Source organism: Cohnella sp. GCM10027633 (assembly GCF_042675445.1).
GTDB lineage: Bacteria > Bacillota > Bacilli > Paenibacillales > Paenibacillaceae > Cohnella.
This window is the reverse complement of the sequence record NZ_JBHTGV010000007.1, coordinates 104,938-127,185: the sequence shown is the minus strand read 5'-3', so window position 1 is coordinate 127,185 and position 22,248 is coordinate 104,938. Positions and strand designations below refer to the sequence as shown.

The following is a 22,248-nucleotide window of genomic DNA, read 5'->3' as shown; positions in this document are numbered from 1 at the left end:
ACGGGCGGAGAAGGAGTACAATAGGTGACGACGGTTTAGGCAACGCATCAAAAAAAAACGCCGGGAGCGAATGTCCCGACGGTTCTCGATACGGTTAGGTTCATACGACGGAGGCTGAGCGAAGTGGAACTGAGCGAATGGACGATGACGCTGGAGATGCACCATTACTGGTTCAGAAAAGAGCGCTTCGCGCTCGCCGTCGACCGGTACGGCCTATGGACGGCGTTCCTCGTGGCGGAAGGCAAGTTCGCGTATCGGATCGGCGAGCAGGCGGGCGAGGCCGGTGCCGGCGATATCGTGTTCTGCCCGCCGGACACGCCGTTCCACCGCGAGACGATATCGCCCCTGACGTTCCACTTCGTCCACTTCCGCTGGAGCGGAAGCGGCGCTCAGCCGGAACTAGACGCGCCGGAGGTGCCCTCCTTGAAGCTGCACGTCATGCGCAAGGAACGGTTCGCCGACAATCTGAAGTCGCTGCATCGGTACGCCGCCGAATGGGACGCATTCTCCCGGGCGATGCGCAGCCATCTGTTGAACGACTGCTGGCTGCTCGCTTGCGAATCGCTGCGGCTCATGCCGGGAACGAGCCTGGGCGAGAGCGGCAACGCCAAGCTGAACGAGTTGACCGGCTGGATGAACCGTCATTTGGGCGAGCCGTTCCGCCTGCAAGACGTCGCCGCCTTGGCTGGCTGGAGCCCCGTTCGGTTTACTCGCGAGTTCCAGGCCGCCTACCGGATCAAGCCTTCCCAATATGTGAAGCAGCGCCGCGTCGAACGGGCCAAGAGCCTGCTCGCGGCGACGGACTGGACGCTCGACCGCATCGCGGCGGAGTGCGGCTTCGAGAACGGCTACTACTTAAGCCGCGTGTTCAGCCAGGCGGTCGGCATGTCGCCATCCCGCTACCGCCTCTCCTCCCGAGTGTGACTTTACCCGTACACCCGCACCTCGACGACTTCCGTCCGCGGGCAACCGTTCGTCGCCTCGACGGTCAGGCGCAGTTTCGATAGGTCTACCGTCCGGCCGAGACGGTGCGTTCTTTTCCGCTTGCGGTTGTTCCGTTCCTCGTGCAGCGTCACCCATTCGTCTCCCGTCCACGCCTCTAGCCGATAGTCCTTCGCGAGCTCCGGCATGACCTCGAAGGCCGTACGATGGTGATGGAGGTTGATCAAGTCCTCGTTCACGTCGTCGTTGAACGTCAGATGGATTTCCTCGCAGGACACCTCGCCGTCCCACGACAGCTCGATCCATTGCTCCGATAGCGCGGAATCGGGATCGGATACCCACATATGCGGACCGCCGTAAGGACGGGCATACCCGTCGATGATGCGCTCGGGAGCGTAAGCTTCGGTCGGCGCGGCCGTCCGAATGCAAGGAATCTTCCGGACGAACGGCTTAAGCGACCACTTTACGATCGGCTGGTCGCGGTTCTGCTCCTCCATGATCTGCGCGGCGCGCGCTTCCCCGATCGAAAAGAAAGCAGCGACGCCCGTTACCGGCGTATGCGACCAATGGAGACTGACGTCCGGATTCCCGCGAACGATGATGAAGGCGTTCTGCCTTCGGTCGGGCTTCCAGTTCAAGTCGCAAGACGTCCAGCCCCGACCCGGCTCAAGGGCGATCTCGACCTGCGCTTGGAGCGTCGCGGGCACGTAATTCTCGGCGCGACCGGTGTCCCAGCATTCGACGCGCAGCGTCGCCGGCTTCTCCGCTTCGACGAGCAGCTCGAATCCTTCCAGCGAGTCGACGGGCAGCACGAAGGCGATATCGCCTTCGAGCGACAGCTTTTCATCCGCCGATTCGGCGCGAATGCGGCGCATATTGGAGGAAGCTTCGACGGTCGCTCGGCGCGCGTGGTCGGCGGCGTCGTTATTCGCGAGACCGGTTAGCGAAGCGTCCGACTTCAGCATCGTCTGCTGCAGCTCTACGAGCCGCTGCTCGTACAGCTCTCGCGGCGTTAAGCCGTGCTCGACGCACAGCGCGGCAGCGGCCCCGGCCGCTTCGCCGATGACCGCGCACGTCGCCATGACGCGAGTCGTGCCGAACGCGACGTGCGACGCGCTGATGTTGCGACCGGCCATAAGCATGTTGCTCACGTTGCGGGAGTAGAGCGAGCGATACGGAATATGGTAGATGCCGTCCGAGTACAGATGCTTGGAGCCGCTCTCCGACGAATACACGCCTTGCGGCGGATGAAGGTCGATCGACCAGCCTCCGAACGCGACGCGGTCGTCGAACGGGCGCTGCGCAAGGATGTCGTTCTGGTTCAGCGTATAGTCGCCGACGAACCGACGGTACTCGCGCTTGCCCGGTACGTTGCCGACCCACTCCAGCGTCATGTTCGCCGCGTCGAAGTTGCCGGAGTTTTTGATGTAATCCCAGATACCGTAAATGACGGACCACAGCTCGTCTCGAATGCGCTCGTTCTCGTGAACGATATCGAGTTCGCCGCCCCACTCGATCCACCAATAGTGGCAGCCCGAGTCTCCGCTGCGTATGACGCGCTTGATCGGAATCGACGTCGTCGTAATGTCTTTGGCGAAGCTCGGTGGCACGTATTTGACCGGATGGCCGACGTCCTTCGTGTAGAAGAGCAGCGTGCTGCCGAGCGTAATGTCGTCCGCGACTTCCGGAGCCCAGTCTTCGCCGTACTCATGCTTCGCTTCCCGGCCGATCCGGTATTCGGCGCCGGCGAGGAAGCCGACCAATCCGTCCCCGGTGCAATCGAGGTACGTCTCGCTGACGAACCGGATACGGCGCTCGGAGCCCATCATCCAGCCCGTCGCGGACCGGATCTTGCGGTCGTGCGGCTCGCCGTCCGCCTCGACTTCGTGGACGTCGGTGTTCAGGAACAGCTCGATGTTCGGCTCGGCCTTGACGGTTTCCAGCACGACGAGATCCCAGTAGTACGGATTGCCTTCGGGATTGCGGTATTGGTTCTCGATGAACATCTCTCCCATGATGCCCGACTCCCTGGCGTAACGTTGCGTGCCGTGCCCGGTCGCTCCGCACACCCATACCCGAACCTCGCTGCTGGCGTTGCCTCCCAATACCGGGCGGTTCTGCACGAGCGCGACCGTTCTCCCCAACCTCGCCGCGGCCACCGCCGCGCACACGCCGGCCAACCCTCCGCCGACGACCGTAATGTCCTTCCGTACCTCTTCCGTCCTCATTCTCTCGCACCCTCTCGAACATGATGATGTTGCGACTGCATATAATTTCATCATAGTCGGTTATGAGGAGTGTACAATTCAATAATGTGCGCGAGGAGGATATACTTTATTTCAAATAACCCACTAATTCGGCGCGGCAGCCGGAGTTCGGCGCATTAGCGGAATGTGGTTCCGCTATTGCGGCGTGACGACCGCATTGCGGATGGTTAGCGGCATGTGGCTCCATTAATGTGGCGCGACAGCCGGAGTTCGGCGGATTAGCGGAATGTGGCTCCACTATTGCGGCGCGACGACCGGAGTTCGGCAGATTAGCGGCATGTGGCTCCATTAATGTGGCGTGACGACCGCATTGCGGCTGGTTAGCGGAATGTGGCTCCACTAATGTGACGCGGCAGCCAGAGTTCGGCGCATTAGCGGAGTGTGGTTCCACTAATATGGCGCGGCGCACACAACCACAACAAAAAACCGGGCAGCTCCCGCTACCCGGCATTACCTATCCCGTTCCCGATTCGTCCTATTCCGTCATACGCTCTACCCAACTAGTTACCCCGCCGCCTTGATCTCCAGCAGCTTGTACTCGATAACGCCGACCGGCGCGTCCACGCGGACGAGGTCGCCTACCCGCTTGCCGAGCAGCGTCTTGCCGAGAGGGCTTTCGTACGAGATCTTGCCCTCGAGAACGTCCGCCTCGGACGGACTGACGATCCGGTACTCGATCTTCTCGTCCATCTCCTTGTCGAGCAGCACGACGACCGCGCCCACGGCGACCGTCGACATGTCCGTGCTGTTGGCGACGCGCGCGTTGCGCAGCATCCGCTGAATCGTCAAGATGCGTCCTTCCATGAACGCTTGGTCGTTCTTGGCGGAGTGGTACTCGCTGTTCTCCTTCAAATCCCCGTAGCTGATCGCCAGCTTGATTCTGGCCGCCACTTCTTGGCGCTTCACGTATTTAAGCTCTTCCAGCTCGGCCTCCAGCTTGGCAAGGCCTTCCTTGGTCAAGAGAATCTCGTCTTCGTTCGCCATCTCTTCGCCTCCTATCGGCTAATTAACTTATTATAACCAATCCAAGCCGCCGATGCGAAAAATTAACGCAGTCCCTCGCCCGAGCTACTCCACCGTCAGCTTCCCGGTCATGAGCGGATGAATGCTGCAATAGTAATCGTACGCCGCCTTGTCCCGGAACGTATAGCTCCAGACGCCTCCCGGCGCGATGCTACCGCTGTCGAACGCGCCGCCGAGATCGGCGAGCGTATGCACGACGGAGTCGTCGTTCACCCACGTGACCGTTTCGCCCGCTTGGATCGTCAGCTCCGCCGGCGCGAACAGCATATCTTTCATCGAGACGACGATGCCCTCGATGTCCGGCGAAGCCGACGGCGCGCCTTCTGCTTCATGGCCGCCGCCGTGATGCATGCCCGCCATGCCGACCTCAGGAGGCATTCCGGCGGGCGTCGCCTCGATCACGATCGTCCCGCTATCCGCGTCGTATTCGGCCTTCGTTCCGGCTCCCAGCATGTCGCCGAGCAAGGGCAGCGCCACGAGGATAATGCCCTGCTCGTCCTTCACCGGCGACTTGCGCGCGCTCGCCCGGCCGTCGATGACGACGAGGTCCCGGTCTCTCCATAACCGGATGCTCGTCCGCTCGTTCGCATAGGCGATCGAACCGTCCGTCTCCGATACGTTCGACTCGCCGCCGAGCTGCTGCACGATGTAGTTGAGCGGCACGTACGCCGTGCCGTCGGCCGCCACCGGCGCGACGTTCATCGGCCCGGTCTTTCCGTCGACCGTCGCGGACGGCTGCCCGATCTTCATCCCGATCTTCTTCGCCGGGGCCGCGCCCGCTTCGCTCTCCGGCGCGATGTCCACCATCGTGTGGATCCCGCCCGGATAGACGCCGTCGTTCATATTGTCGGTAATTTTATGGCTATGGAACGGATAAGTGCCGCTTTGCTCGAACGTAATGAGAAGGTCGTACCGCTCGCCCGGCCCGATGTCGATCGTGTCCTTGTCCAGCCAGTGCTCCAGCGGCCTTCCGTCGGACGCGATCACTTGATAATGATGCCCGTGCAAATGCATGCTATGGGATTCGTATCCCGAGTTGACGAGCCGGACGAGAATGCGTTCCCCGATCTTCCCCGTAATCTCCGTCGTCGGGTCGCCGCCCGTATCCGGGAACGCCTTGCCGTTGATCGTGAAGTACGTCGGATGGAACGCCGTACGGTCGTAAGGCTCTCCGTTCTCGACCGCCTTGTGCCACACCGGATCGATCTCGTTCAGCGTCATGACGTATTCCTTGTCGTACGCCGGCCCCCCGGTCCATGCCGTCTTCGCGCCGCCCTTCGCCTTCACGACGAACGCCCCGTGCATCCCCATCTGCAGATGCTCGATCGTGTCGACGTGGCAGTGGTAGAAATACGTCCCCGCGTGCGTCGCGACGAACCGGTACGTGAAGCTATCGCCGACGAGCAACGCCTTCGACGTCTCCGGGACGCCGTCGTTCGCCTGGTCCACGTCCAATCCGTGAAAATGGATCGTATGAGCCAGACGCTTAATGCCCGTCTTCGCTGGTCCGATATTCGTCAGCGTAACCTCGACCCGGTCGCCTTCGTTCACTTCGAGCGTCGGCGCCGGATAGACCGCCGTTCCCGGCTCGTTCGTCAGACTGTACCCCCAGACGTACGCTTGCTCTCCGCCCGGAAGCGTCATATATCCGTCCGTCGCGTACAGCTGGAACGACCTGACTTCCCCTGTTGCCGCCGCTTTCTCCGGGACGCCGGTCGCGTCCTTCTCCGCCGGCCGGATCGTCAGCGTCGCGACGACCGCGATGGCCGCGGCCGCGATCGCGCTAGCGATTGCCGTCCATAAGGTACGGGATTTGAAGCGATTCACGTTCCTCACTCTCGCCTGTTATCGTATTTCCCCCACCACGAGTGTACTTCACTTTCCAGACGCAGGCAAAAAGAAAAGACGCCAGCCGCGCTAGCGTCTCCGTTCCGATTGCGATTACGCGATGCCCCGCGCCCTAACCGACGTTCTCCTTGATCTGCTTGCTCCGAAGCTGGCCGCAAGCCGCGTCGATGTCGACGCCGTGCTCCAACCGGACGCTGCAGCTGATGCCTTGCTTCTTCAGCGCGTCGTAGAAAGCCACGATCGCGTCGTTGGCGCTGCGCTGGTATTGGCTATGCTCGTCTACCGGGTTGTACGGGATGAGATTCACGTTCGCGAGCTTCCGAATGCCGCCGACCAGTTCCGCCAGCTCGAGCGCATGCTCGACTTGATCGTTGACGTCCTTGAGCAGAATGTATTCGATCGTGATCCGTCGCCGCGTCTTGTCCAAGTAATAATGGATGGCCTCCATCAGCTTCGCGATCGGAATCGCCCGGTTGATCTTCATGATCCGCGTCCGCAGCTCGTCGTTCGGCGCATGAAGCGAGATCGCGAGATTCACGCCCGGATCGACGTCCGCGAATTCGACGATCTTGTTCGCCAGCCCGCTCGTCGACACCGTAATATGTCTCGCGCCGATGGCGAGTCCCTTGTGATCCTTGACGACTTCGAGGAAATCCAACAGGTTCGCGAAGTTGTCGAACGGCTCGCCGATGCCCATGACCACGATGTGGCTGACGCGATCCTCGCCTCCGGTCTCGTCGAGGAATTGCTGCGCCTTCACGATCTGCTCGACGATCTCGCCCGCCGACAAGTCGCGGTCCTTCTTCAGCAAGCCGCTCGCGCAGAAGCTGCAGCCGATGTTGCAGCCGACTTGGGTCGTCACGCAGACGGACAACCCGAACTTATGCCTCATCATGACCGTCTCGATTAGATTGCCGTCCTGCAGCCGGAACAGGAACTTGACCGTCCCGTCCACCGATTGCTGCTTCAGGTGCTCCTCCATCGAGCGAATCGCGTAATGCTCCGCAAGTACGCTCACGCACGCCGGATTGACGTCCGTCATGTCCTCGAACCGCTGCGCGCGCTTGCGGTAGAGCCAATCCCATACCTGCAACGCCCGCGACTTCTTATGTCCATGCTCCGCCAGCCATTCCGTCAGCTTAGCCAGCGTCAGCCCGTAGATCGATGCTTTGCCCATTGCTTGTGTCCTCTTTTCGATGCGATCGGTCGTTCTTGATTACTCCATTGTCCCACATTCGCGACCGATATTCAAAACCATTATGCCTCCGCCTTCGCTTCCTGCATGTCTCGCTGTTCCCCGGCCGTCCCTTGGCGGGACCGTTGATCCGCGCCCTTCTGCAGCATGATGTTGCGCACGTAGATGAACACGCTCGGCGTCTGGCCGAGAATGAATACCGGGTCCTTGCGGTAGATCGCGTAGGCGGACAGAATGACCGAGCCCGCGATGCTCAGCAGCCAGAAGGAGTAAGGAATGACGGTTTGATGCGCCTTCTCGCTAGCGAGCCACTGCACGATGAAGCGCAACGAGAACAATACTTGACCCAGCATGCCGATCGACACCCATACGATCTCGACAGTCGACATTCATTAGAGGCCTCCCCGATAATCGGATTCCCAGCGCGGGGGAAGTTCGATTAGGCTTGAATTTAGGCTTTGAATTCGTACTTGATCGTTCTCTTCTTCAGCCAGCGAACGACGATCGCGTCCATGAGCCCGACGAACGCGCGGTTGAACACGCCGTACTTCGAGACCCCGTATTGCCGTTCCCTGTGGTTGACGCCGACCTCGATAACCTTGAACCCGTTCATCTTGGCGAGCGTCGGCAGGAACCGGTGCATGCCGTTGAACAGATAGTAGCTCTGGGCGACTTCCCGCTTCATGAGCTTCATCGGGCAGCCGGTATCGTAGATCGTGTCTCCGGTCAGCCAATTGCGGACGCCGTTGCCGACTCTGGACGATACCTTCTTCACGAGCGTGTCTCTTCGCGAGACGCGCATCCCGTTGGCGAGATCGTACTCCTTCATGTAAGGCATCAATGTGAAAATATCGTTCGGGTCCGTCTGCAAGTCCGCGTCGATGAGCGCGAGATACGTGCCTTCCGCCGCCCGCATGCCCGCCCATATCGCCGCCGTCTGGCCGCAGTTGGACCGGAAATGCAACGCCCGCACGCGCGGGTCGTTCGCCGCCAGCTCATCCAGCATGACGCCGCTGCGGTCGGCGCTTCCGTCGTTCACGAGGATGATCTCGTAATGCTCGATTTTCGCTTGCAAGGCTTCGGACAATGCTTGATACAGTGCTTCGATGCTCTCTTCCTCATTGTAAATCGGAGCGATTACGGATAGCTCGATCATCGAATACCACCCTTTGTACGATGCGTAGTATCCATAAGTATAATCATTTCATAGGCGTAAGTCACCAGTAATTGGGTTAATGGACAAAAAACAGCATTATTGTCGCTTATGCTACTTTTCTCGTCATTTCATTCGACATCAATAGAAAAAAGACGCCGCCGGATACATCCGGAAAAGCGTCTTTCCATTCGATTTCGCGCCGGGTTACCCGGTTGATGCGGTTGCATAAGCAACAGGTCTCGCATGATGGCGCCCGATCGGAACGATGAGCGGCGTGCCGGAGACGGGGTCGGGAATAACCGTGCAATCCATATCGAAGATGTTCTTGATCAATGCGCTCGTAATGATGCCGGACGGCGCGCCTTCCGCGATCAATTCGCCTTGACGCAGCGCGAAGATATGATCGGCGTAACGGGCGGACAAGTTGATGTCGTGGAGCACCATGACGATCGTCGTGCCGCGCTTGCGGTTCAAGTCGGTCAACAGGTCGAGAATCTCGACTTGGTACGTAATATCGAGGAACGTCGTCGGCTCGTCGAGGAACAGAATGTCCGTCTGCTGCGCGAGCGCCATCGCGATCCAGACGCGCTGGCGCTGACCGCCCGACAGCTCGTCGATGGTCCGATTCGCCAGCTCCGTAATCTTCATCAGCTCCATCGCCTCGGCAACCGCTTCGTAGTCCTTCTTGGACCAGCCGCTGAACCACGCCTGATGCGGGAATCGGCCTCTGCCGACCAGGTCGGCGACCGTAATGCCTTCCGGCACGATAGGGGATTGCGGCAGCAGTCCGACGGTTCTGGCCAACCGCTTGGACGGAATGTTCGCGATGGACTTGCCGTCGAGAATCACTTCGCCGGAGATCGGCTTCAGCAGCCGCGACATCGTCTTCAGCAGCGTCGACTTGCCGCAGGCGTTCGCTCCGATAATGACGCTGATCTTGTTGCTGGGAATCGTAAGGCCGATGCCATGGACGATCGTCTTATTCTCATAGCCGGCTACAATGTTATCCGCATGCATGACAGGCGTCTTATTCATCACAGATCACCCTTTCGGCTCATTCTGACGAGCAGGAAGATTAAGTACGGCGCGCCGAGTATTCCCGTAATGACGCCGACGGGATATCGCGTCACGAACGCGTACTGACCGATCAGATCCGCCGCCAGCACCAGATTGATGCCGACAAGACCCGCCGGAAGTATCGCGGAGAAGCCTGAACCGACTAGCATCCGCGCGATCGGGCCCGCCAATAAGGCAACGAACGCGATCGGCCCCGTCGTCGAGGTGGCGATAGCAATGATGCCGACGCTGCAGACGACGAGCACGAACCGAGTCTGGCTCGCGTTCAAGCCGAGCGAAGAAGCCGCTTGTTCGCCGAGCTCCATCAGGCTCAGATGCTTGCCGAGCAGGATGACGACCGGAGAGAGAATGAGCACGGCCAGCACGAGAGGCGGCAGTTCATCCATCTTCGAGCCGTTCAGGCTTCCGCTCAGCCAACGCATCGCCGCCGGAATGTCGAATTGTCCGCCCTTCATCAGCAGGTACGAGATGGCCGCTCGCATAATCGCGTCTATGCCGATACCGACTAGTATGATCCTGCCGATGGAATAAGTCCGCCCCATCGCCAGAAGGAAGATGACCGATGCGGTAATCAACCCCGCGACGACCGATGCGACGGAGACGACCGATTCGCTCGTATGCAGGATCAGAATACAGAAGACGGCCGCCGCGCTCGAGCCTTCCGTAATGCCGAGCACGTCCGGATTGGCGAGCGGGTTGCGCAGCATCGTCTGGAACATGCTGCCCGCGATGCCGAACGCGAAGCCGGCGAACAAGCCGGTGAGCATTCTCGGCAGACGGACCGTATTCACCGCGAAGGAGACGCCCTTCACTTGCTCTCCGATCAACGCCCTGAAGATGTCCTTCACGGGGTAGTGCGTATTGCCGAGATACAGATGCGCGCAGCATAGCGCCAAGGCCAGAGCGGCGAGCACGCTCGTGAGAGCGATCCATCGGCGGCGTCTCTGACGCCTTCCCGCCATGATGGCGGCAACAGTGTTAGATGTCATAAGGACCGCACTTTCGTTCTTATCGCTAGGAAGATGAGGATGGGCGCGCCGATGAAGGCCGTGACGACGCCGACTTCAAGCTCGCCCGGACTGCCGACGACTCTGCCGATGACGTCCGATAGCATCAGTATCGTTGCCCCCGCCACGGCGGACATCGGAATGACGTAGCGCATATCCGGACCGAGCAACATTCGAACGAGATGGGTTCCGATCAGTCCGACGAACGCGATCGGTCCGGCCAACGCGGTCACCGCTCCGCAGAGGATGACGCCGGCGGCTGCCGCAATGAGCCGGATGACGCCGGGACGGACGCCTAACCCGGACGCCGCTTCGTCCCCGAGCGCCATGGCGTTCAGCGCGGGTGCCGCCAAGATGCCGATGACGACGCCGACGACGAGGAACGGGATCAGGGTCGTCGTGAAATCCCAAGTACCCGCGCCGACGCTGCCGACCTGCCAGAATCTGAACTTATCCATGACGTTCTGGCGGGGAATCATGACGGCGCTCACTAACGACGAGAGGGCCGCGCTAGTCGCGGCACCCGCCAGAATAAGCTTAATGGGCGTGGCGCCGCCACGTCCCATCGAGCCGATGCCGAAGACGAACACCGCGGTGACCGCGGCTCCCGCCATCGCCAACCAGATATACTCGTTCGCCGTGCTGATGTTCAGGAACGCGATGCCGCATACGACGAACAAGGCAGCCCCCGTATTCACGCCGAGAATGCTCGGATCGGCGATCGGGTTGCGCGTGACCGATTGCATCAGAGCGCCGGCGATGCCGAGCGCTCCTCCGCACATGATACAGAATACGGTCCGAGGAATGCGCTTCTCCACGATGCTCGTTCCGTAAGTATCGATACTCGGATGGAACAGGCCGTTCATGAGATCCGTCCAGCCCACCACGCGAGAGCCTAGAGCCAAGGATGCCAGTATGCATGCGCCGAGCGCGATCAGGCTCACGACGAGAACGGTCGCCCAATGCTTCGGCGTATGCGAAATCAGTTGCTGGTGCTTCGAATCGGCGACGCTGCTCATTGAACTTTGTCGGCTGCCGCTCCGATCAGCTTCAGATACTCATCCATCGTGAACAAGATCGAGAGCGGATTCGGGTTGATGGAAGCGGCCAGCGGCGTATTGTCGCCTACCGTCACGATCGCGCCGTTCTTAACGGCCGGAATCTTGCTCAGCAGCGGGTCCGCTTGCATAGCCGCAACCAACGACTCGTCGCTATACGTAACGATAATGTCCGCGTCGTTCAGCGCATCCGCGTTCTCCGCGCTGATTTCTACCGTGAATTCGCCCGGTTTGGCCAGATTCTGAGCGCTTTCCGGATAAGTCATGCCCAAGTCGAGCAGGAATGCCGCGCGAGGATCTCCGGGCGTATAGACCCAGAACTTGGAGAGATCCGTTGCCGAGAACGAAGCCATTACGGCTTTCTTGCCCGCGATTTGCGGGTAGGCGCTCAGCTTCTCCTTGATGATGTTCTCCGAATCCTGAAGCAGCTTCTCGCCTTCCGCCTTCATGCCCATGCCCTCGGAATTGAGCAGAATCTGCTCTCTCCAAGTCGTCAGCCAAGGGTTCGTCGGATACGCGACGGTCGGCGCGATCGCGCTCAGCGTCTCGTAGTCTTCCTTCGTAATGCCGGAGTAAGCGGCGAGGATAACGTCCGGGTTCGAGTCGGAGATCGCTTCGAAGTCCAGACCGTCCGTGTCTTGATAGATGTTCGGCTTGTCGACGCCGAGTTCCTTGACCTTCGCCGCCGTCCACGGGTTCATGCCGGAATCGTCCGCCACGCCGTAGTTGGAAGCCGAGAAGCCGACCGGCACGACGCCGAGCGCAAGCACCACGTCGTGGTTCGCCCATTGGATCGTCGCGACGCGTTCCGGCTTCTTCTCGAGGACCGTCTCGCCGAACGCATGCTTGATGGTGATCGGATAGGTAACCGCCGCTTCGGATGCCGGAGCTTCGGAGCTGGCCGGCGCGCTTGCGCTCGGAGAAGCCGAAGCGCTCGGCGACGCCGCAGGCTCCGCGTTGTTATTGTTGTTGCTTCCGCAGCCGGCCAGCGTCAGCGCGAACATCGCCGCCGCGATTCCTAGTCCGAACGTTTTCATCTTTTTCATTGTTTAACCCATCCTTTATGATTTCTTATGTAATTGATTGATAATGATTATCAATTTCAAATTGTAAGGGTGAACCGGCGGTTTGTCAACGGATATGTCAGATATAAAAATAGACAGCCCCCGAGTCATCCGCGCGGATAACTTCGGGGACTGCCTTATGGAGCCGGTCGAGAAGGCCCTTATTCTCTGTAATCCTGGACGATGACTTCGATCTCGCCCGTCTCCGGATCGATGACGAAGCCGTGCACCGGAATCTCCTCCGGGAACAGCGGATGCCGGCGTATCATGCGCACGCTGTGCATGACGCCTTCCTCCGACTTCGCGAAGCCCTTGAAAAACTTGTCCATGCGGATGCCGGCGTTCTCGAGCGTCTCGATGGCGAGCGGATCGATGCCGTTGTCGATCATCTTGTTCACGATCATCTCCGGATCGGCCCCGGTCATTCCGCAGTTGTGGTGGCCGATGACGAGCACCTCGCGGGCGCCGAGCACGTGAACCGCGACGAGGATGCTTCGCATCGCGCTTCCGAACGGCTGGGTAAGGATCGCGCCGGCGTTCTTGATGAACTTGGCGTCTCCGTTCCGGAAGCCGAGCGCCTTGGGCAACAGCTCGACGAGGCGCGTATCCATGCACGTAAGCACCGCTGCCTTCTTCGTCGGGAACTTGTCGGTCAGGTACTTCTCGTACTTCTTGTCGGCGACGAACTTCTTGTTGAATTCGAGCATGCTTGGAACGATGGACATTGAATTGGACATAGGATGGCCTCCTTGCTACGGCTTGCCGGTCTACTAAGAATAGCACCATCCCGGCCCGTATGGCAAAGCTTCCGGCGAGAATTCCGCTCGTCGCGAGAGAGGCTTAACCCCGCTTCCTTAATACTTGAACATCGATACCGAGTCGTTCAGCCTGACGGCGAGCGTAGCCAGCTCTTGCGATGCCGCCGCCGTCTCTTCGGCCGCGGCCGCCGCTTCTTCGCTGATCGAGGCCACGGATTCGATCTCGAGCATCATCTCGTTCGCCTTGCGCGTCTGGCTCTCGCTCGACAGCGTAATCTCGCCGACGACTTGATACGTGTCGTTCACCTTCCGGACGATGCCGTCGAACGACTGGCGCGTCTGGGCGAATTGCGCCACGCCGTCCCCGACCGCTTGCACGCTGCGCGCAGCGTTGTCTTGCATGCCCTTGATGATCGAGCCGATCTGCTTCGTCGCGTCGCCGCTTCGCTCGGCCAGCTTGCGCACTTCGTCGGCCACGACAGCGAAGCCTCTTCCTTGTTCGCCGGCGCGGGCCGCTTCGATCGCCGCGTTAAGCGCCAGCAGGTTCGTCTGCTCGGCGATCTCGTTAATGACTTCGATAATCTCGCCGATCTGCTTCGAATCTTTCTCGAGCAGCTCCATCTGCGCGTTCGCTTGCTCCATTTTATCGATCGACAGGTTGATGAAGCCGTTGCCTTCCTTCGCGATCTCGACCGCTTCCTGAGACGACGTTCTCGCTTGGTGGGCGCTCGAAGCGACGAGCTTGACGGAAGCGTCCAGATCCTCGAACAGCTGCGCCATCGTGCGGGCTCTATCGGCTTGGTCGACGCTTCCTTTCGCGACTTCGTCCGTGCTGGCCGTAATCTGCTGAGCCGACGACGCGACGCTCTCCGATGCCGAGCCGACTTGCTGAACCGTCAGCGACAGGGAATCCAACATCTCGTTCATATTCCCGGCGAGCACGCCCAGCTCGTCCTTGGAATTCACTTGCAGCCGCGGCCTCAGGTCGCCTTTGGCCAGCTTCGCCACGACTTCGGTTATGTATTGAATCGGTCTGGACAAGCTTCTCGCGGAGAAGTACACCAGGATGAGCGCGACGGCCATGACGATAGCCGCGGTTCCGACCGTCGTCCACATCATGCCGTAGATCGGATCGAGCAGCTCGCTCTCGGGAACCGCCATCTGTACGACGAAGCCGCTCTTCGTCAAGCTGGCGTAGCCGATCTTCTTCACGCCTTGGAACGTGAATTCGTAGCTCGTATCCGTACCGTTCTTCGCGGACTCGTACGCCGCGGTGACTTCAGGGACGTTCAGCTCGAACAGCGTCTTCTGCATCGCGATCGTCTTGTCCGGATGGGACACGACCAGCCCGTTGCGGTCGACCAATAGCGCGTAACCCGTCTCTCCGATCTTGGCTTCGGTGACGTACTTCATCGCCGTATCGATCGGATACGCCGTGGCGTAGAGGCCGAACGTCTTGCCCTCCTTCTTGAGGGGATAGGCCATCGGCACGACGAGCGTCTTGCCGTCGACCTTCGATACGCCCGGCACCGAGATGCCAGGATTGCCTTCGAACACGGTCTTGAGGTAGTCCCGGGTAGAGATGTCCACGGTCTTCCCTTCATGGCTGTAGGCGACCTTGCCCGTCGGATCCAGCGATACGGCCGCGCCGTTCAGCTCGAGATTCTGGTTGCCGAAGCTCGTAATCAGCTCGCGATGTTTCGCGATGTCGTCCCCGAACGATTGCCCGACGCTTGCGATTGCCTCTAGCTTCGTAAGCTTCGATTGAATATCGCCGTCCAATTGCTCGGCGATCATCTCGGTGCGAAGCGCCAGCTCCTTGTCGATCTGATCGCGGAACAAGGCGGAGTTCGGAATGAATAGCGCGAATGCCATCGATACGACGATGAGCAAGGAAATGACGAACGTGGACGCGATCAGCTTGGTCGAGATTTTGCGGAAGCTAAGCGCTCTGCCCAGCCAATGTTTGGTACGGTTCATGCGAGACGACTCCTTCGAAAGTGTGATTAATCTCACTATAAGAGGAGGTTGTTAGGACTATTGGACGGTAATTATTTGATTTGTGTTTGATAATAAGCGCGGCCCTGCGCGAATTGTTAGCAGAATTGAGGGGTACGGCAGAGGTACGGCGGGGTTCCGGGGAGCGGAACGAATCGGTTGACGGGCTTGTTCGTTCATGTTATCTTTAATTCAAGATAATTGATGTAAAGGTATATGGAGGAGGCGATCCGTCATGAACGAGACGAACGATACCGGCGGTGCGGGAGACGACCAATCGCTGTCGCTCAAGCTGCTCGTCGTCTTGTCGAAGGCGTATAAGAGCGTCATGGACAAGGCCGCGAAGGACGTTCGGAACTACGGTCTCTCCTTGTCCGAATTCGGCATTCTCGAGGTGCTCTACGCCAAGGGCCAAATTCCGATTCAGCAGATCGGCGGCAAAGTGCTCGTGACGAGCGGCACGATGACCTACAACATCGACAAGCTGGAACGGAAAGGACTCGTCAGGCGTCTCCCGTGCGCGGAAGACCGCCGCGTCGTCAACGCGGATCTGACCGATGCGGGACGCGGACTGCTGGACGGTATCTTCCCGCGGCATGCGAGAAGTATCGAGGGAATCATGCAAGGACTGTCGCAGGAGCAGAAGGAGCAAGCGATCGCGCTGCTCAAATTATTAGGCAAAGGAGCGAAAGAACAATGACCTACCGTACGATCGAAGGCACTTATAGAGGCGCGCCGTTCCACATGGTGGGCGACGGCTTCCGCGTATCGAATTATTTTCCGTCCGGGAACGACTTGGGAGAGCGGTTCAGTCCGTTCCTGCTGTTGGATTACAACGCGCCCTACGACTTCGGACCAAGCCACGCCGTAAGAGGCGTCGGCGCCCACCCGCACCGCGGCTTCGAGACGGTGTCGATCGCCTACGAGGGGTATGTCGAGCACCATGACAACTATGGCAATCACGGCATCGTCGGTCCGGGAGACGTCCAATGGATGACCGCTGGATCGGGTTTGCTGCATAAGGAATACCACGAGAAGGAATTCGCGAAGCGCGGCGGCACGTTCCACTTCATCCAGTTGTGGGTGAACCTGCCGCGGGCGTACAAGATGCATTCGCCGCGTTACCAGGAGCTGCCGAAGGCGAGCATGGGACGCGTCGCGCTGCCGGACGGCGGCGGCAAGGCGCGGATTATCGCGGGGGATTACGACGGTACGCGCGGACCCGCGGAGACGTTCTCTCCGATCAACCTGTTCGATCTGACGCTCAAGGCGCGCGGCGTCGCCCGCTTCTCCCTGCCCGCGTCGCATAACGCGGGACTCATCGTGCTCAGGGGCAGCGCCGAGATCAACGAATCGCGGGTTGCGGAGGAAGGCGAGTTCGTCCTGTTCGGCAACGTCGCCGGCGACATTCGCGTAGAAGGCCTCTCGGACGACGCGCTCGTGCTCGTCCTGAGCGGAGAGCCGCTGGGCGAGCCGGTGTTCCAATACGGACCGTTCGTCATGAACACGCGCGAAGAAGTCATCCAAGCGTATGCGGATTTCCAAGCGGGGAAGATGGGCAAACCGAACTTCTAAGCCCTAGTCGGAGATCAGCATCCGCCATAGCGGATCGCTTAAAGCGAAGCGGTCGGCCGCGGCTCCGTCGCCAGGCTTGACCGCTCCGAAGGCCGAGACCAGCTCGCGAGCGGATAGAGGCTCCGGGCGATCGATCCAGCCTGCCGCGCCGGCGAGTACGCCGATAAGGCGCTCGGGCGATGTTCCCGCTTCTCGAAGGCTGGCCAACGTGATCGAGCGATCGCGCTTGGACAGCCTTCGTCCGTTCGCGTCCATGAGCAGCGGCACGTGAGCGAAGCTCGGCGCGGTCAAGCCGAGCGCTTCGTAGAGCGCGAGCTGGCGCGGCGTCGAATCCAACAGGTCGGCGCCGCGCAGCACGTCGGTAATGCCCATCGCGGCATCGTCTACCGCCACGGCGAGCTGATAGCTGAACAGGCCGTCGGCGCGCTTCACGACGAAATCGCCGATCTCGTCGCCCGCGAAGGCGACTTCGCCGAACATGCCGTCGCGGAACGTCACCGGTCCTCCATCCATTCTGAAGCGCATGGCCGGCGGCTTCGCGGCGGCTCGGACGGCTCGCTCCTCCTCCGTCAGAAGCCGGCACAAGCCCGGATACGCCCCGCCTTCGGAGGAGAGACCGTGCGGCGCGCTGGCGACTCTCGCGAGATCGCTGCGGCTGCAGTAGCACGGATAGAGCCGTCCGGCTTCGTCCAGTCGCCTCAGCGCCTCTTCGTACGACGGCATCCTCTCGCCTTGCACGTAAGGAGCGTACGTTCCGCCGACATCCGGCCCCTCGTCCCAATCGATGCCCAGCCAGCGCAGGTCCTCGAGCTGTAGCGCCGCCAGGTCCGCGCGGGAACGGGCGGTGTCGATATCTTCGACGCGCAGCACGAATTCCCCGCCCGCTTGGCGCATCTGCAGCCAAGCGGCGAGGGCGGTGAAGGCGTTGCCGATATGCAGCAAGCCGGACGGTGTCGGCGCGAAGCGTCCTCGGCGCGTCATCCTCTCACGCTCCCTATAAGATACAAAAAAAGAGCATGCTCTATCGCTGCTCAATTCGCTTGTTAAATATAAGGGTTGATGGCGGAGCCGACGGGATTCGAACCCGCGGTCTCCTGCGTGACAGGCAGGCATGTTAGGCCACTACACCACGGCTCCACACAATCAAGTGTCTTAGACACAAGAAGCATCTTAACACGAACGGTCGTCATAAAGCAACAACAAACTTATTCTATTATAGACGGTTCGCCCTCAATCGGTATCGAGAAAGAAACCTTCGTGCCTCTTCCCGGCTTGCTGTCGATGCGCAAGCCCGCGCCGAAGTGCCGCTTCAGACGGGCGTCGGTGTTCGCTAGTCCGATGCCTTGGCGCTCGCCCCCGGCAACCTGCCGCCCGCCCAGCGTTCGTTCCTTCGCGGCTTCGCCCATGCCGACGCCGTCGTCTTCGACCGAGATGTCGGCGCGCGCGCCGATTACCGCGACCCGCACGATCAGCATGCCGCCCTCCGCCTTGCCGAGCAACCCGTGCAAGACCGCGTTCTCGACGAGCGGTTGAATCGACAGAGGAGGAACGTCCAACGGCAACTCTTCGTCGACGCGCAGCTCGAAGCGAATCCGGTCGCCGTGCCTCTCCCGTTCGATATGCAGATAGGCGCGGACGAGCTCCAATTCTTTGCGCAGCGGAACAAGCCGATCCGAATTGCGGAAGTCGAAGCTGGAGCGCAAGTAATCGCCCAACGCGCCGAGAAGCTCCTTCATCCGATCGTTATCGATGTCTCCGAGCGCCGAGATCGAGTTCAGCGCGTTGAATAGAAAATGAGGCTTGATCTGCGCCTGCAGCCAAGCGGATTCCATCCGAATCTGTTCGCGGACGGCTCTCGTCGCCTCCGTGAGCGCGCGCACCCGCGACTTCAATTCCGTCGCGTCGACCGGCTTCGTCACGTAATCGCTGGCCCCGGCCCGGAATCCCGCCTCGATATCCTCCTGGCGGCTTCTCGCCGTCAGCAGCAGAATCGGCAGCTCCGAGCGGGAGAACCGCTCGCGAATCGCCCCCGCCACCTCGTAGCCGGACATGCCGGGCATCATGACGTCGGCGATGACCAAGTCCCAACGCCGCATGCCGATCATCTTCAACGCCTCATGTCCGCTCGTCGCGACGAGAACCTCGTAACCTTCCGGCGACAGCAAGCCGGTCAGCACCTTGAGGTTAACCGGATCGTCGTCGATCGCCAGAATCGCCGATCGATCTTCCGCGGCGGCGGATTGGCGATCGCCGGTCGGCACGTCGCCGACCGACGCGATCGCGTGCGGCTCCGGCGGCTGCGCCTTCTCCGAAGCCGCGGCGACCTCGGCATGCCCTTCGTCGACCCATAAGGGCAGCGTGAACGTGAAGACCGACCCTCTGCCTAAGGAGGACGCGACGGAAATCTCCCCTCCGTGGAGCTCGACCAGACGCTGGCTGATCGTCAGTCCGAGCCCAAGCCCGCCGCCCGCGCCGTGATCGGCCTGCTCGTACGCTTGGAAGACGGTTCGCCGCGTCGCTTCGTCCATGCCGGTACCGGTATCCGTCACGCGCACGACCGCCCGTCCGTTCTCCGCGAACGCATCGACCGCGATGCGACCCTCGTTCGTGAACTTCACCGCGTTATGCAGCAAATTGAACAGGATCTGAATCAAGCGCTCTTCGTCCGCCCATACGCGGGGCAACGTCTCGGGAACGTTGTTCACGAGCGTCACCGGCTTGCCGGCCGCCAGGAATCTCGTCATGTCCAGCACGCCCGCCGCCACCGCCTGCAGCTCCAGCGGCGCAGGCCTCAGCCGGACTCGGCCTTCCTTGAACCGGGTCAAGTCCAACAAGTCGTTCAACAAGTAAGTCATTCGCTTGCCGACGGACAGCAACAGATTCAATTGCTCCCGGTTCTTCCGCGAATCCTCGCCTTGCAGCAACGTCTGCGCGATCGTGAGCATGCCGTGCAGCGGATTGCGCAATTCGTGGGACGTGTTCACGAGAAACTCGTCCTTGCGGCGATCTTCCGCCTGCAGGCGCTTCGCCAGAGTCGCCGTCTGTTCCGACGCGCGGAAGTACAGCTTGAACCAGAACATCGCGAACGCGACGAACGCGACGATCATATCGATCGGATAATAGCCGACGTCGATCTCGATCGCGCCCGCGTTCTTGACGATGCCCCAGCCGATGTTCGTCACGAGCGCGGTGACCCCGAGCACGAGATAGACGGCGTCGCGCACCCCTCTACGAATCGCCAATACCATGACGATCGGCACCGCGACGAATCCGCTCAGCACGAGCAGCGTATGGACCGGATCCGACAGGCTCAGAATCCTTACCGGCAACGCGATCACCAAGGCGGCGTAAATGCCGCACGCGACGAAGTACACCCGCGCGTACGACAACATTCGGAAAGGCGGCAGCAGCAGCTTCGCATAGTAGACGAGGAACGCCGCGCCTCCTAAGTACGCGAGATAATACGCCTTGTAGTTCCATTCGTACGGAACGTGGAACCACGCTTGCAGCAGGCGATCGTCATCCGTCGCGACGGCCATGGCGCCGCATGCGAGAAGGCAGAATAACGCGATCGCCGCTCGCTGCCGCGTGCCGACGAAGTAGAGCAGCAGCGCGTACAAGGCATGGACGGCCAACAGAAGGATGACCGCCCACTGCGCGCCGACCGATCGCCAGTATTCGCGGTTCATGCCGGCCTCCGTGCCGAACTTCACCGGCTGCATGATGCCGCCCATGAGGCGGTCGTCGAAATTCGCGGCGTGAATGACGATGTCGATCGCGCCTTGTTCGACCGTCGCGGAAGCCGAATAAGGCACGTTGCCCGGCGCGTAAGCCTCGGCGCTCTCCGCGGGGCGACCCGACCGGGCGACCGGCTTGCCGTTGACGAACAACTCGGAAGCCGCGGAAATCGCCGGCACCCGGATTCGATATTCGCGCGTATCGTCCGGCTCCATCCGAACGCGAAGCCGGTACGACGCGAAACCGAACGTCGAATCGTCGCCTCCTGACAGTTGTCCCCGCCATTCTCCCGGCAGCGAGATGAAGCTTGCCGGCGGATTCCCGCCCGCGTCTCCCGCTTCTGCGAGCCGATCGGGATAGAGCCCCCACTCCCCGCGAAGCGACAACACCGGGTGCTTCGACGGATCCCATTCTCGTAAATCCAATACGCCGGAGACGGCTTCGACGCTCGAAGGAGCGGCCACCAGCTCGACCCAGGCCAAGCGTATGCCGCTCAAGGCCAGCACGAACAAGCCGACGATCGTCGCGATCGTCCGCTTCTTCATTCTGGCAGCATCGCGCTCCGCGCCCATGCGTCCGTCCCCTCTCTCCGATGCAACGAACGGCGCCGCTGCGGACATTCAAGTTACCCTTAGGTTACCTTAAACGGTTGCGACCGTAAACGAATTTCGACTCGTTCGCGGCGTTCGGCGCTCGAACCGAATTATCGGCTCTTGATCAACAGCTCCACCGCTTCTTGAACGAGCTGGCCCGTATCTCCCCCGGCTTCCCGTTGCTCGACGATGCACTGCTCCAGATTCGTCGCCACGATGTAGGCCATCGCCTTGTCGAGCGCGCTGCGGATCGCCGACATCTGACCGACGACGTCCTTGCAGTGCTTCTCCTCTTCCATCATCTTAAGCACCCCGCGCACTTGGCCCTCGATGCGCTTCAGCCTCTTCTTCACGTCCGCGTCGTATTTCATCACGTTACCGCCCCCTATACCTCAGTAGGTATATTATTACCGAAATCGGTTCGGCTAACAATACGCTTGACACCGTCCGATGAAACCCTTATATTTACAATCATAAGCAACCATGAAATTAGTTATATGGATGGAATGGAGACGGCAAGCGATGACGGAATCCCTTACTCCCGACGCGGACCAACTGGAACGGACGGTCCACCGACAGCTTCGCGACTGCAGTCCGGTGTTCCTGGCGCTCGCGGACCCGGTTCGGCAAGATATCGTCATGATGCTCACGAAGCACGAGACGCTCAACGTCGCGCAGATCGTCGAACGCTCGCCGATGTCCAGATCCGCCATATCGCATCATCTGAAGATCTTGCGTCAGGCGGCTCTCATCTCCGCTGAGAAGAAGGGCACCGAGATTTTCTACTCGCTCGATATCGAGCCTTCCCTTGCGATCTTGAAGCAACTGGTGTCGACTTCGGAGCGGATCGTCGCGCTGAAAACCCCCGAGGCCTGAACGGCCTCCTTTTTATCGGCTTAATAACCATATAACTAGATATTTAGTTATAAGGTTTTTAAAGTACATTTTC

The 22,248-nt window shown here is 60.4% G+C and carries 19 protein-coding genes and 1 tRNA gene; 4 read left to right on the top strand and 16 right to left on the bottom strand.

Annotation, left to right across the window (positions count from 1 at the left end; all coding sequences use genetic code 11):
* Positions 1 to 123: 123 nt before the first annotated feature.
* Positions 124 to 924: an AraC family transcriptional regulator gene (locus tag ACFQZG_RS17275; protein ID WP_378154700.1), complete on the top strand. Its 801-nt coding sequence runs from the start codon at positions 124 to 126 to the stop codon at positions 922 to 924.
* 2 nt (positions 925 to 926) lie between these two features.
* Here the strand turns inward: ACFQZG_RS17275 and ACFQZG_RS17270 are convergent, their stop codons facing one another.
* From ACFQZG_RS17270 to ACFQZG_RS17215, 12 genes are all read right to left on the bottom strand, one after another.
* Positions 927 to 3,170, bottom strand: coding sequence for an FAD-dependent oxidoreductase (locus tag ACFQZG_RS17270; RefSeq protein WP_378154699.1), 2,244 nt, complete (start codon positions 3,168 to 3,170; stop codon positions 927 to 929).
* Between the two features lie 543 nt (positions 3,171 to 3,713).
* A complete protein-coding gene (gene greA / locus ACFQZG_RS17265) occupies positions 3,714 to 4,193 on the bottom strand; it encodes a transcription elongation factor GreA (RefSeq protein ID WP_378154697.1) in 480 nt (159 codons plus the stop codon).
* Between the two features lie 84 nt (positions 4,194 to 4,277).
* The gene (locus ACFQZG_RS17260) at positions 4,278 to 6,059 is read right to left on the bottom strand and encodes a multicopper oxidase domain-containing protein (RefSeq protein WP_378154695.1); all 1,782 of its coding nucleotides are present in this window, start codon (positions 6,057 to 6,059) and stop codon (positions 4,278 to 4,280) included.
* Between the two features lie 133 nt (positions 6,060 to 6,192).
* On the bottom strand, positions 6,193 to 7,257 hold the full coding sequence (rlmN, locus tag ACFQZG_RS17255; protein ID WP_378154693.1) for a dual-specificity RNA methyltransferase RlmN: 1,065 nt from the start codon (positions 7,255 to 7,257) through the stop codon (positions 6,193 to 6,195).
* Positions 7,258 to 7,337: 80 nt separating this feature from the next.
* The gene (locus ACFQZG_RS17250; protein WP_378154692.1) at positions 7,338 to 7,664 is read right to left on the bottom strand and encodes a lipid-A-disaccharide synthase N-terminal domain-containing protein; all 327 of its coding nucleotides are present in this window, start codon (positions 7,662 to 7,664) and stop codon (positions 7,338 to 7,340) included.
* A 62-nt stretch (positions 7,665 to 7,726) separates the two neighbouring features.
* A complete protein-coding gene (locus tag ACFQZG_RS17245) occupies positions 7,727 to 8,431 on the bottom strand; it encodes a glycosyltransferase family 2 protein (protein WP_378154690.1) in 705 nt (234 codons plus the stop codon).
* A 204-nt stretch (positions 8,432 to 8,635) separates the two neighbouring features.
* Positions 8,636 to 9,466, bottom strand: coding sequence for an ABC transporter ATP-binding protein (locus tag ACFQZG_RS17240; RefSeq protein ID WP_378154688.1), 831 nt, complete (start codon positions 9,464 to 9,466; stop codon positions 8,636 to 8,638).
* A complete protein-coding gene (locus ACFQZG_RS17235; protein ID WP_378154686.1) occupies positions 9,466 to 10,497 on the bottom strand; it encodes a FecCD family ABC transporter permease in 1,032 nt (343 codons plus the stop codon). Before ACFQZG_RS17235 ends, ACFQZG_RS17240 begins: the two co-directional genes overlap by 1 nt.
* Positions 10,494 to 11,534, bottom strand: coding sequence for a FecCD family ABC transporter permease (locus ACFQZG_RS17230; protein WP_378154684.1), 1,041 nt, complete (start codon positions 11,532 to 11,534; stop codon positions 10,494 to 10,496). Before ACFQZG_RS17230 ends, ACFQZG_RS17235 begins: the two co-directional genes overlap by 4 nt.
* Positions 11,531 to 12,619, bottom strand: a complete 1,089-nt coding sequence (locus tag ACFQZG_RS17225) for an iron-siderophore ABC transporter substrate-binding protein (RefSeq protein ID WP_378154683.1) — start codon at positions 12,617 to 12,619, stop codon at positions 11,531 to 11,533. The genes ACFQZG_RS17230 and ACFQZG_RS17225 overlap by 4 nt, the downstream gene beginning before the upstream one ends.
* Positions 12,620 to 12,798: 179 nt before the next feature.
* Complete coding sequence (locus ACFQZG_RS17220) at positions 12,799 to 13,362, bottom strand: beta-class carbonic anhydrase (protein WP_378154933.1); 564 nt, start codon at positions 13,360 to 13,362, stop codon at positions 12,799 to 12,801.
* Between the two features lie 129 nt (positions 13,363 to 13,491).
* The gene (locus ACFQZG_RS17215; protein WP_378154681.1) at positions 13,492 to 15,375 is read right to left on the bottom strand and encodes a methyl-accepting chemotaxis protein; all 1,884 of its coding nucleotides are present in this window, start codon (positions 15,373 to 15,375) and stop codon (positions 13,492 to 13,494) included.
* Between the two features lie 253 nt (positions 15,376 to 15,628).
* Between ACFQZG_RS17215 and ACFQZG_RS17210 the strand changes: the two genes are divergently transcribed.
* A complete protein-coding gene (locus ACFQZG_RS17210) occupies positions 15,629 to 16,093 on the top strand; it encodes a MarR family winged helix-turn-helix transcriptional regulator (protein WP_378154679.1) in 465 nt (154 codons plus the stop codon).
* On the top strand, positions 16,090 to 16,968 hold the full coding sequence (locus ACFQZG_RS17205; protein WP_378154677.1) for a pirin family protein: 879 nt from the start codon (positions 16,090 to 16,092) through the stop codon (positions 16,966 to 16,968). The genes ACFQZG_RS17210 and ACFQZG_RS17205 overlap by 4 nt, the downstream gene beginning before the upstream one ends.
* A gap of 3 nt (positions 16,969 to 16,971) precedes the next feature.
* Here ACFQZG_RS17205 and gluQRS read toward each other — a convergent pair whose 3' ends face one another.
* From gluQRS to ACFQZG_RS17185, 4 genes are all read right to left on the bottom strand, one after another.
* On the bottom strand, positions 16,972 to 17,949 hold the full coding sequence (gluQRS, locus tag ACFQZG_RS17200) for a tRNA glutamyl-Q(34) synthetase GluQRS (protein ID WP_378154675.1): 978 nt from the start codon (positions 17,947 to 17,949) through the stop codon (positions 16,972 to 16,974).
* 79 nt (positions 17,950 to 18,028) lie between these two features.
* A tRNA-Asp gene (locus tag ACFQZG_RS17195) sits at positions 18,029 to 18,105 on the bottom strand.
* Positions 18,106 to 18,173: 68 nt separating this feature from the next.
* Positions 18,174 to 21,326 carry a hybrid sensor histidine kinase/response regulator gene (locus tag ACFQZG_RS17190; protein WP_378154673.1) on the bottom strand — a complete coding sequence of 1,051 codons (3,153 nt, stop codon included), beginning with the start codon at positions 21,324 to 21,326 and terminating at the stop codon, positions 18,174 to 18,176.
* An 83-nt stretch (positions 21,327 to 21,409) separates the two neighbouring features.
* Complete coding sequence (locus ACFQZG_RS17185; RefSeq protein ID WP_378154931.1) at positions 21,410 to 21,670, bottom strand: metal-sensitive transcriptional regulator; 261 nt, start codon at positions 21,668 to 21,670, stop codon at positions 21,410 to 21,412.
* Between the two features lie 151 nt (positions 21,671 to 21,821).
* Here ACFQZG_RS17185 and ACFQZG_RS17180 point away from each other — a divergent pair, with 151 nt between their 5' ends.
* The gene (locus ACFQZG_RS17180) at positions 21,822 to 22,175 is read left to right on the top strand and encodes an ArsR/SmtB family transcription factor (protein WP_378154671.1); all 354 of its coding nucleotides are present in this window, start codon (positions 21,822 to 21,824) and stop codon (positions 22,173 to 22,175) included.
* Positions 22,176 to 22,248: the final 73 nt, after the last annotated feature.

Coding starts and splice junctions, on each gene's coding strand:
- ACFQZG_RS17250 (WP_378154692.1), bottom strand. CDS start 7,664: ATGTCGACTGTCGAGATCGTATGGGTGTCGATCGGCATGCTGGGTCAA.
- rlmN (WP_378154693.1), bottom strand. CDS start 7,257: ATGGGCAAAGCATCGATCTACGGGCTGACGCTGGCTAAGCTGACGGAA.
- ACFQZG_RS17180 (WP_378154671.1), top strand. CDS start 21,822: ATGACGGAATCCCTTACTCCCGACGCGGACCAACTGGAACGGACGGTC.
- ACFQZG_RS17190 (WP_378154673.1), bottom strand. CDS start 21,326: ATGTCCGCAGCGGCGCCGTTCGTTGCATCGGAGAGAGGGGACGGACGC.
- ACFQZG_RS17270 (WP_378154699.1), bottom strand. CDS start 3,170: ATGAGGACGGAAGAGGTACGGAAGGACATTACGGTCGTCGGCGGAGGG.
- ACFQZG_RS17185 (WP_378154931.1), bottom strand. CDS start 21,670: ATGAAATACGACGCGGACGTGAAGAAGAGGCTGAAGCGCATCGAGGGC.
- ACFQZG_RS17240 (WP_378154688.1), bottom strand. CDS start 9,466: ATGAATAAGACGCCTGTCATGCATGCGGATAACATTGTAGCCGGCTAT.
- ACFQZG_RS17220 (WP_378154933.1), bottom strand. CDS start 13,362: ATGTCCATCGTTCCAAGCATGCTCGAATTCAACAAGAAGTTCGTCGCC.
- ACFQZG_RS17210 (WP_378154679.1), top strand. CDS start 15,629: ATGAACGAGACGAACGATACCGGCGGTGCGGGAGACGACCAATCGCTG.
- ACFQZG_RS17225 (WP_378154683.1), bottom strand. CDS start 12,619: ATGAAAAAGATGAAAACGTTCGGACTAGGAATCGCGGCGGCGATGTTC.
- greA (WP_378154697.1), bottom strand. CDS start 4,193: ATGGCGAACGAAGACGAGATTCTCTTGACCAAGGAAGGCCTTGCCAAG.
- ACFQZG_RS17230 (WP_378154684.1), bottom strand. CDS start 11,534: ATGAGCAGCGTCGCCGATTCGAAGCACCAGCAACTGATTTCGCATACG.
- ACFQZG_RS17245 (WP_378154690.1), bottom strand. CDS start 8,431: ATGATCGAGCTATCCGTAATCGCTCCGATTTACAATGAGGAAGAGAGC.
- ACFQZG_RS17215 (WP_378154681.1), bottom strand. CDS start 15,375: ATGAACCGTACCAAACATTGGCTGGGCAGAGCGCTTAGCTTCCGCAAA.
- ACFQZG_RS17205 (WP_378154677.1), top strand. CDS start 16,090: ATGACCTACCGTACGATCGAAGGCACTTATAGAGGCGCGCCGTTCCAC.
- ACFQZG_RS17235 (WP_378154686.1), bottom strand. CDS start 10,497: ATGACATCTAACACTGTTGCCGCCATCATGGCGGGAAGGCGTCAGAGA.
- gluQRS (WP_378154675.1), bottom strand. CDS start 17,949: ATGACGCGCCGAGGACGCTTCGCGCCGACACCGTCCGGCTTGCTGCAT.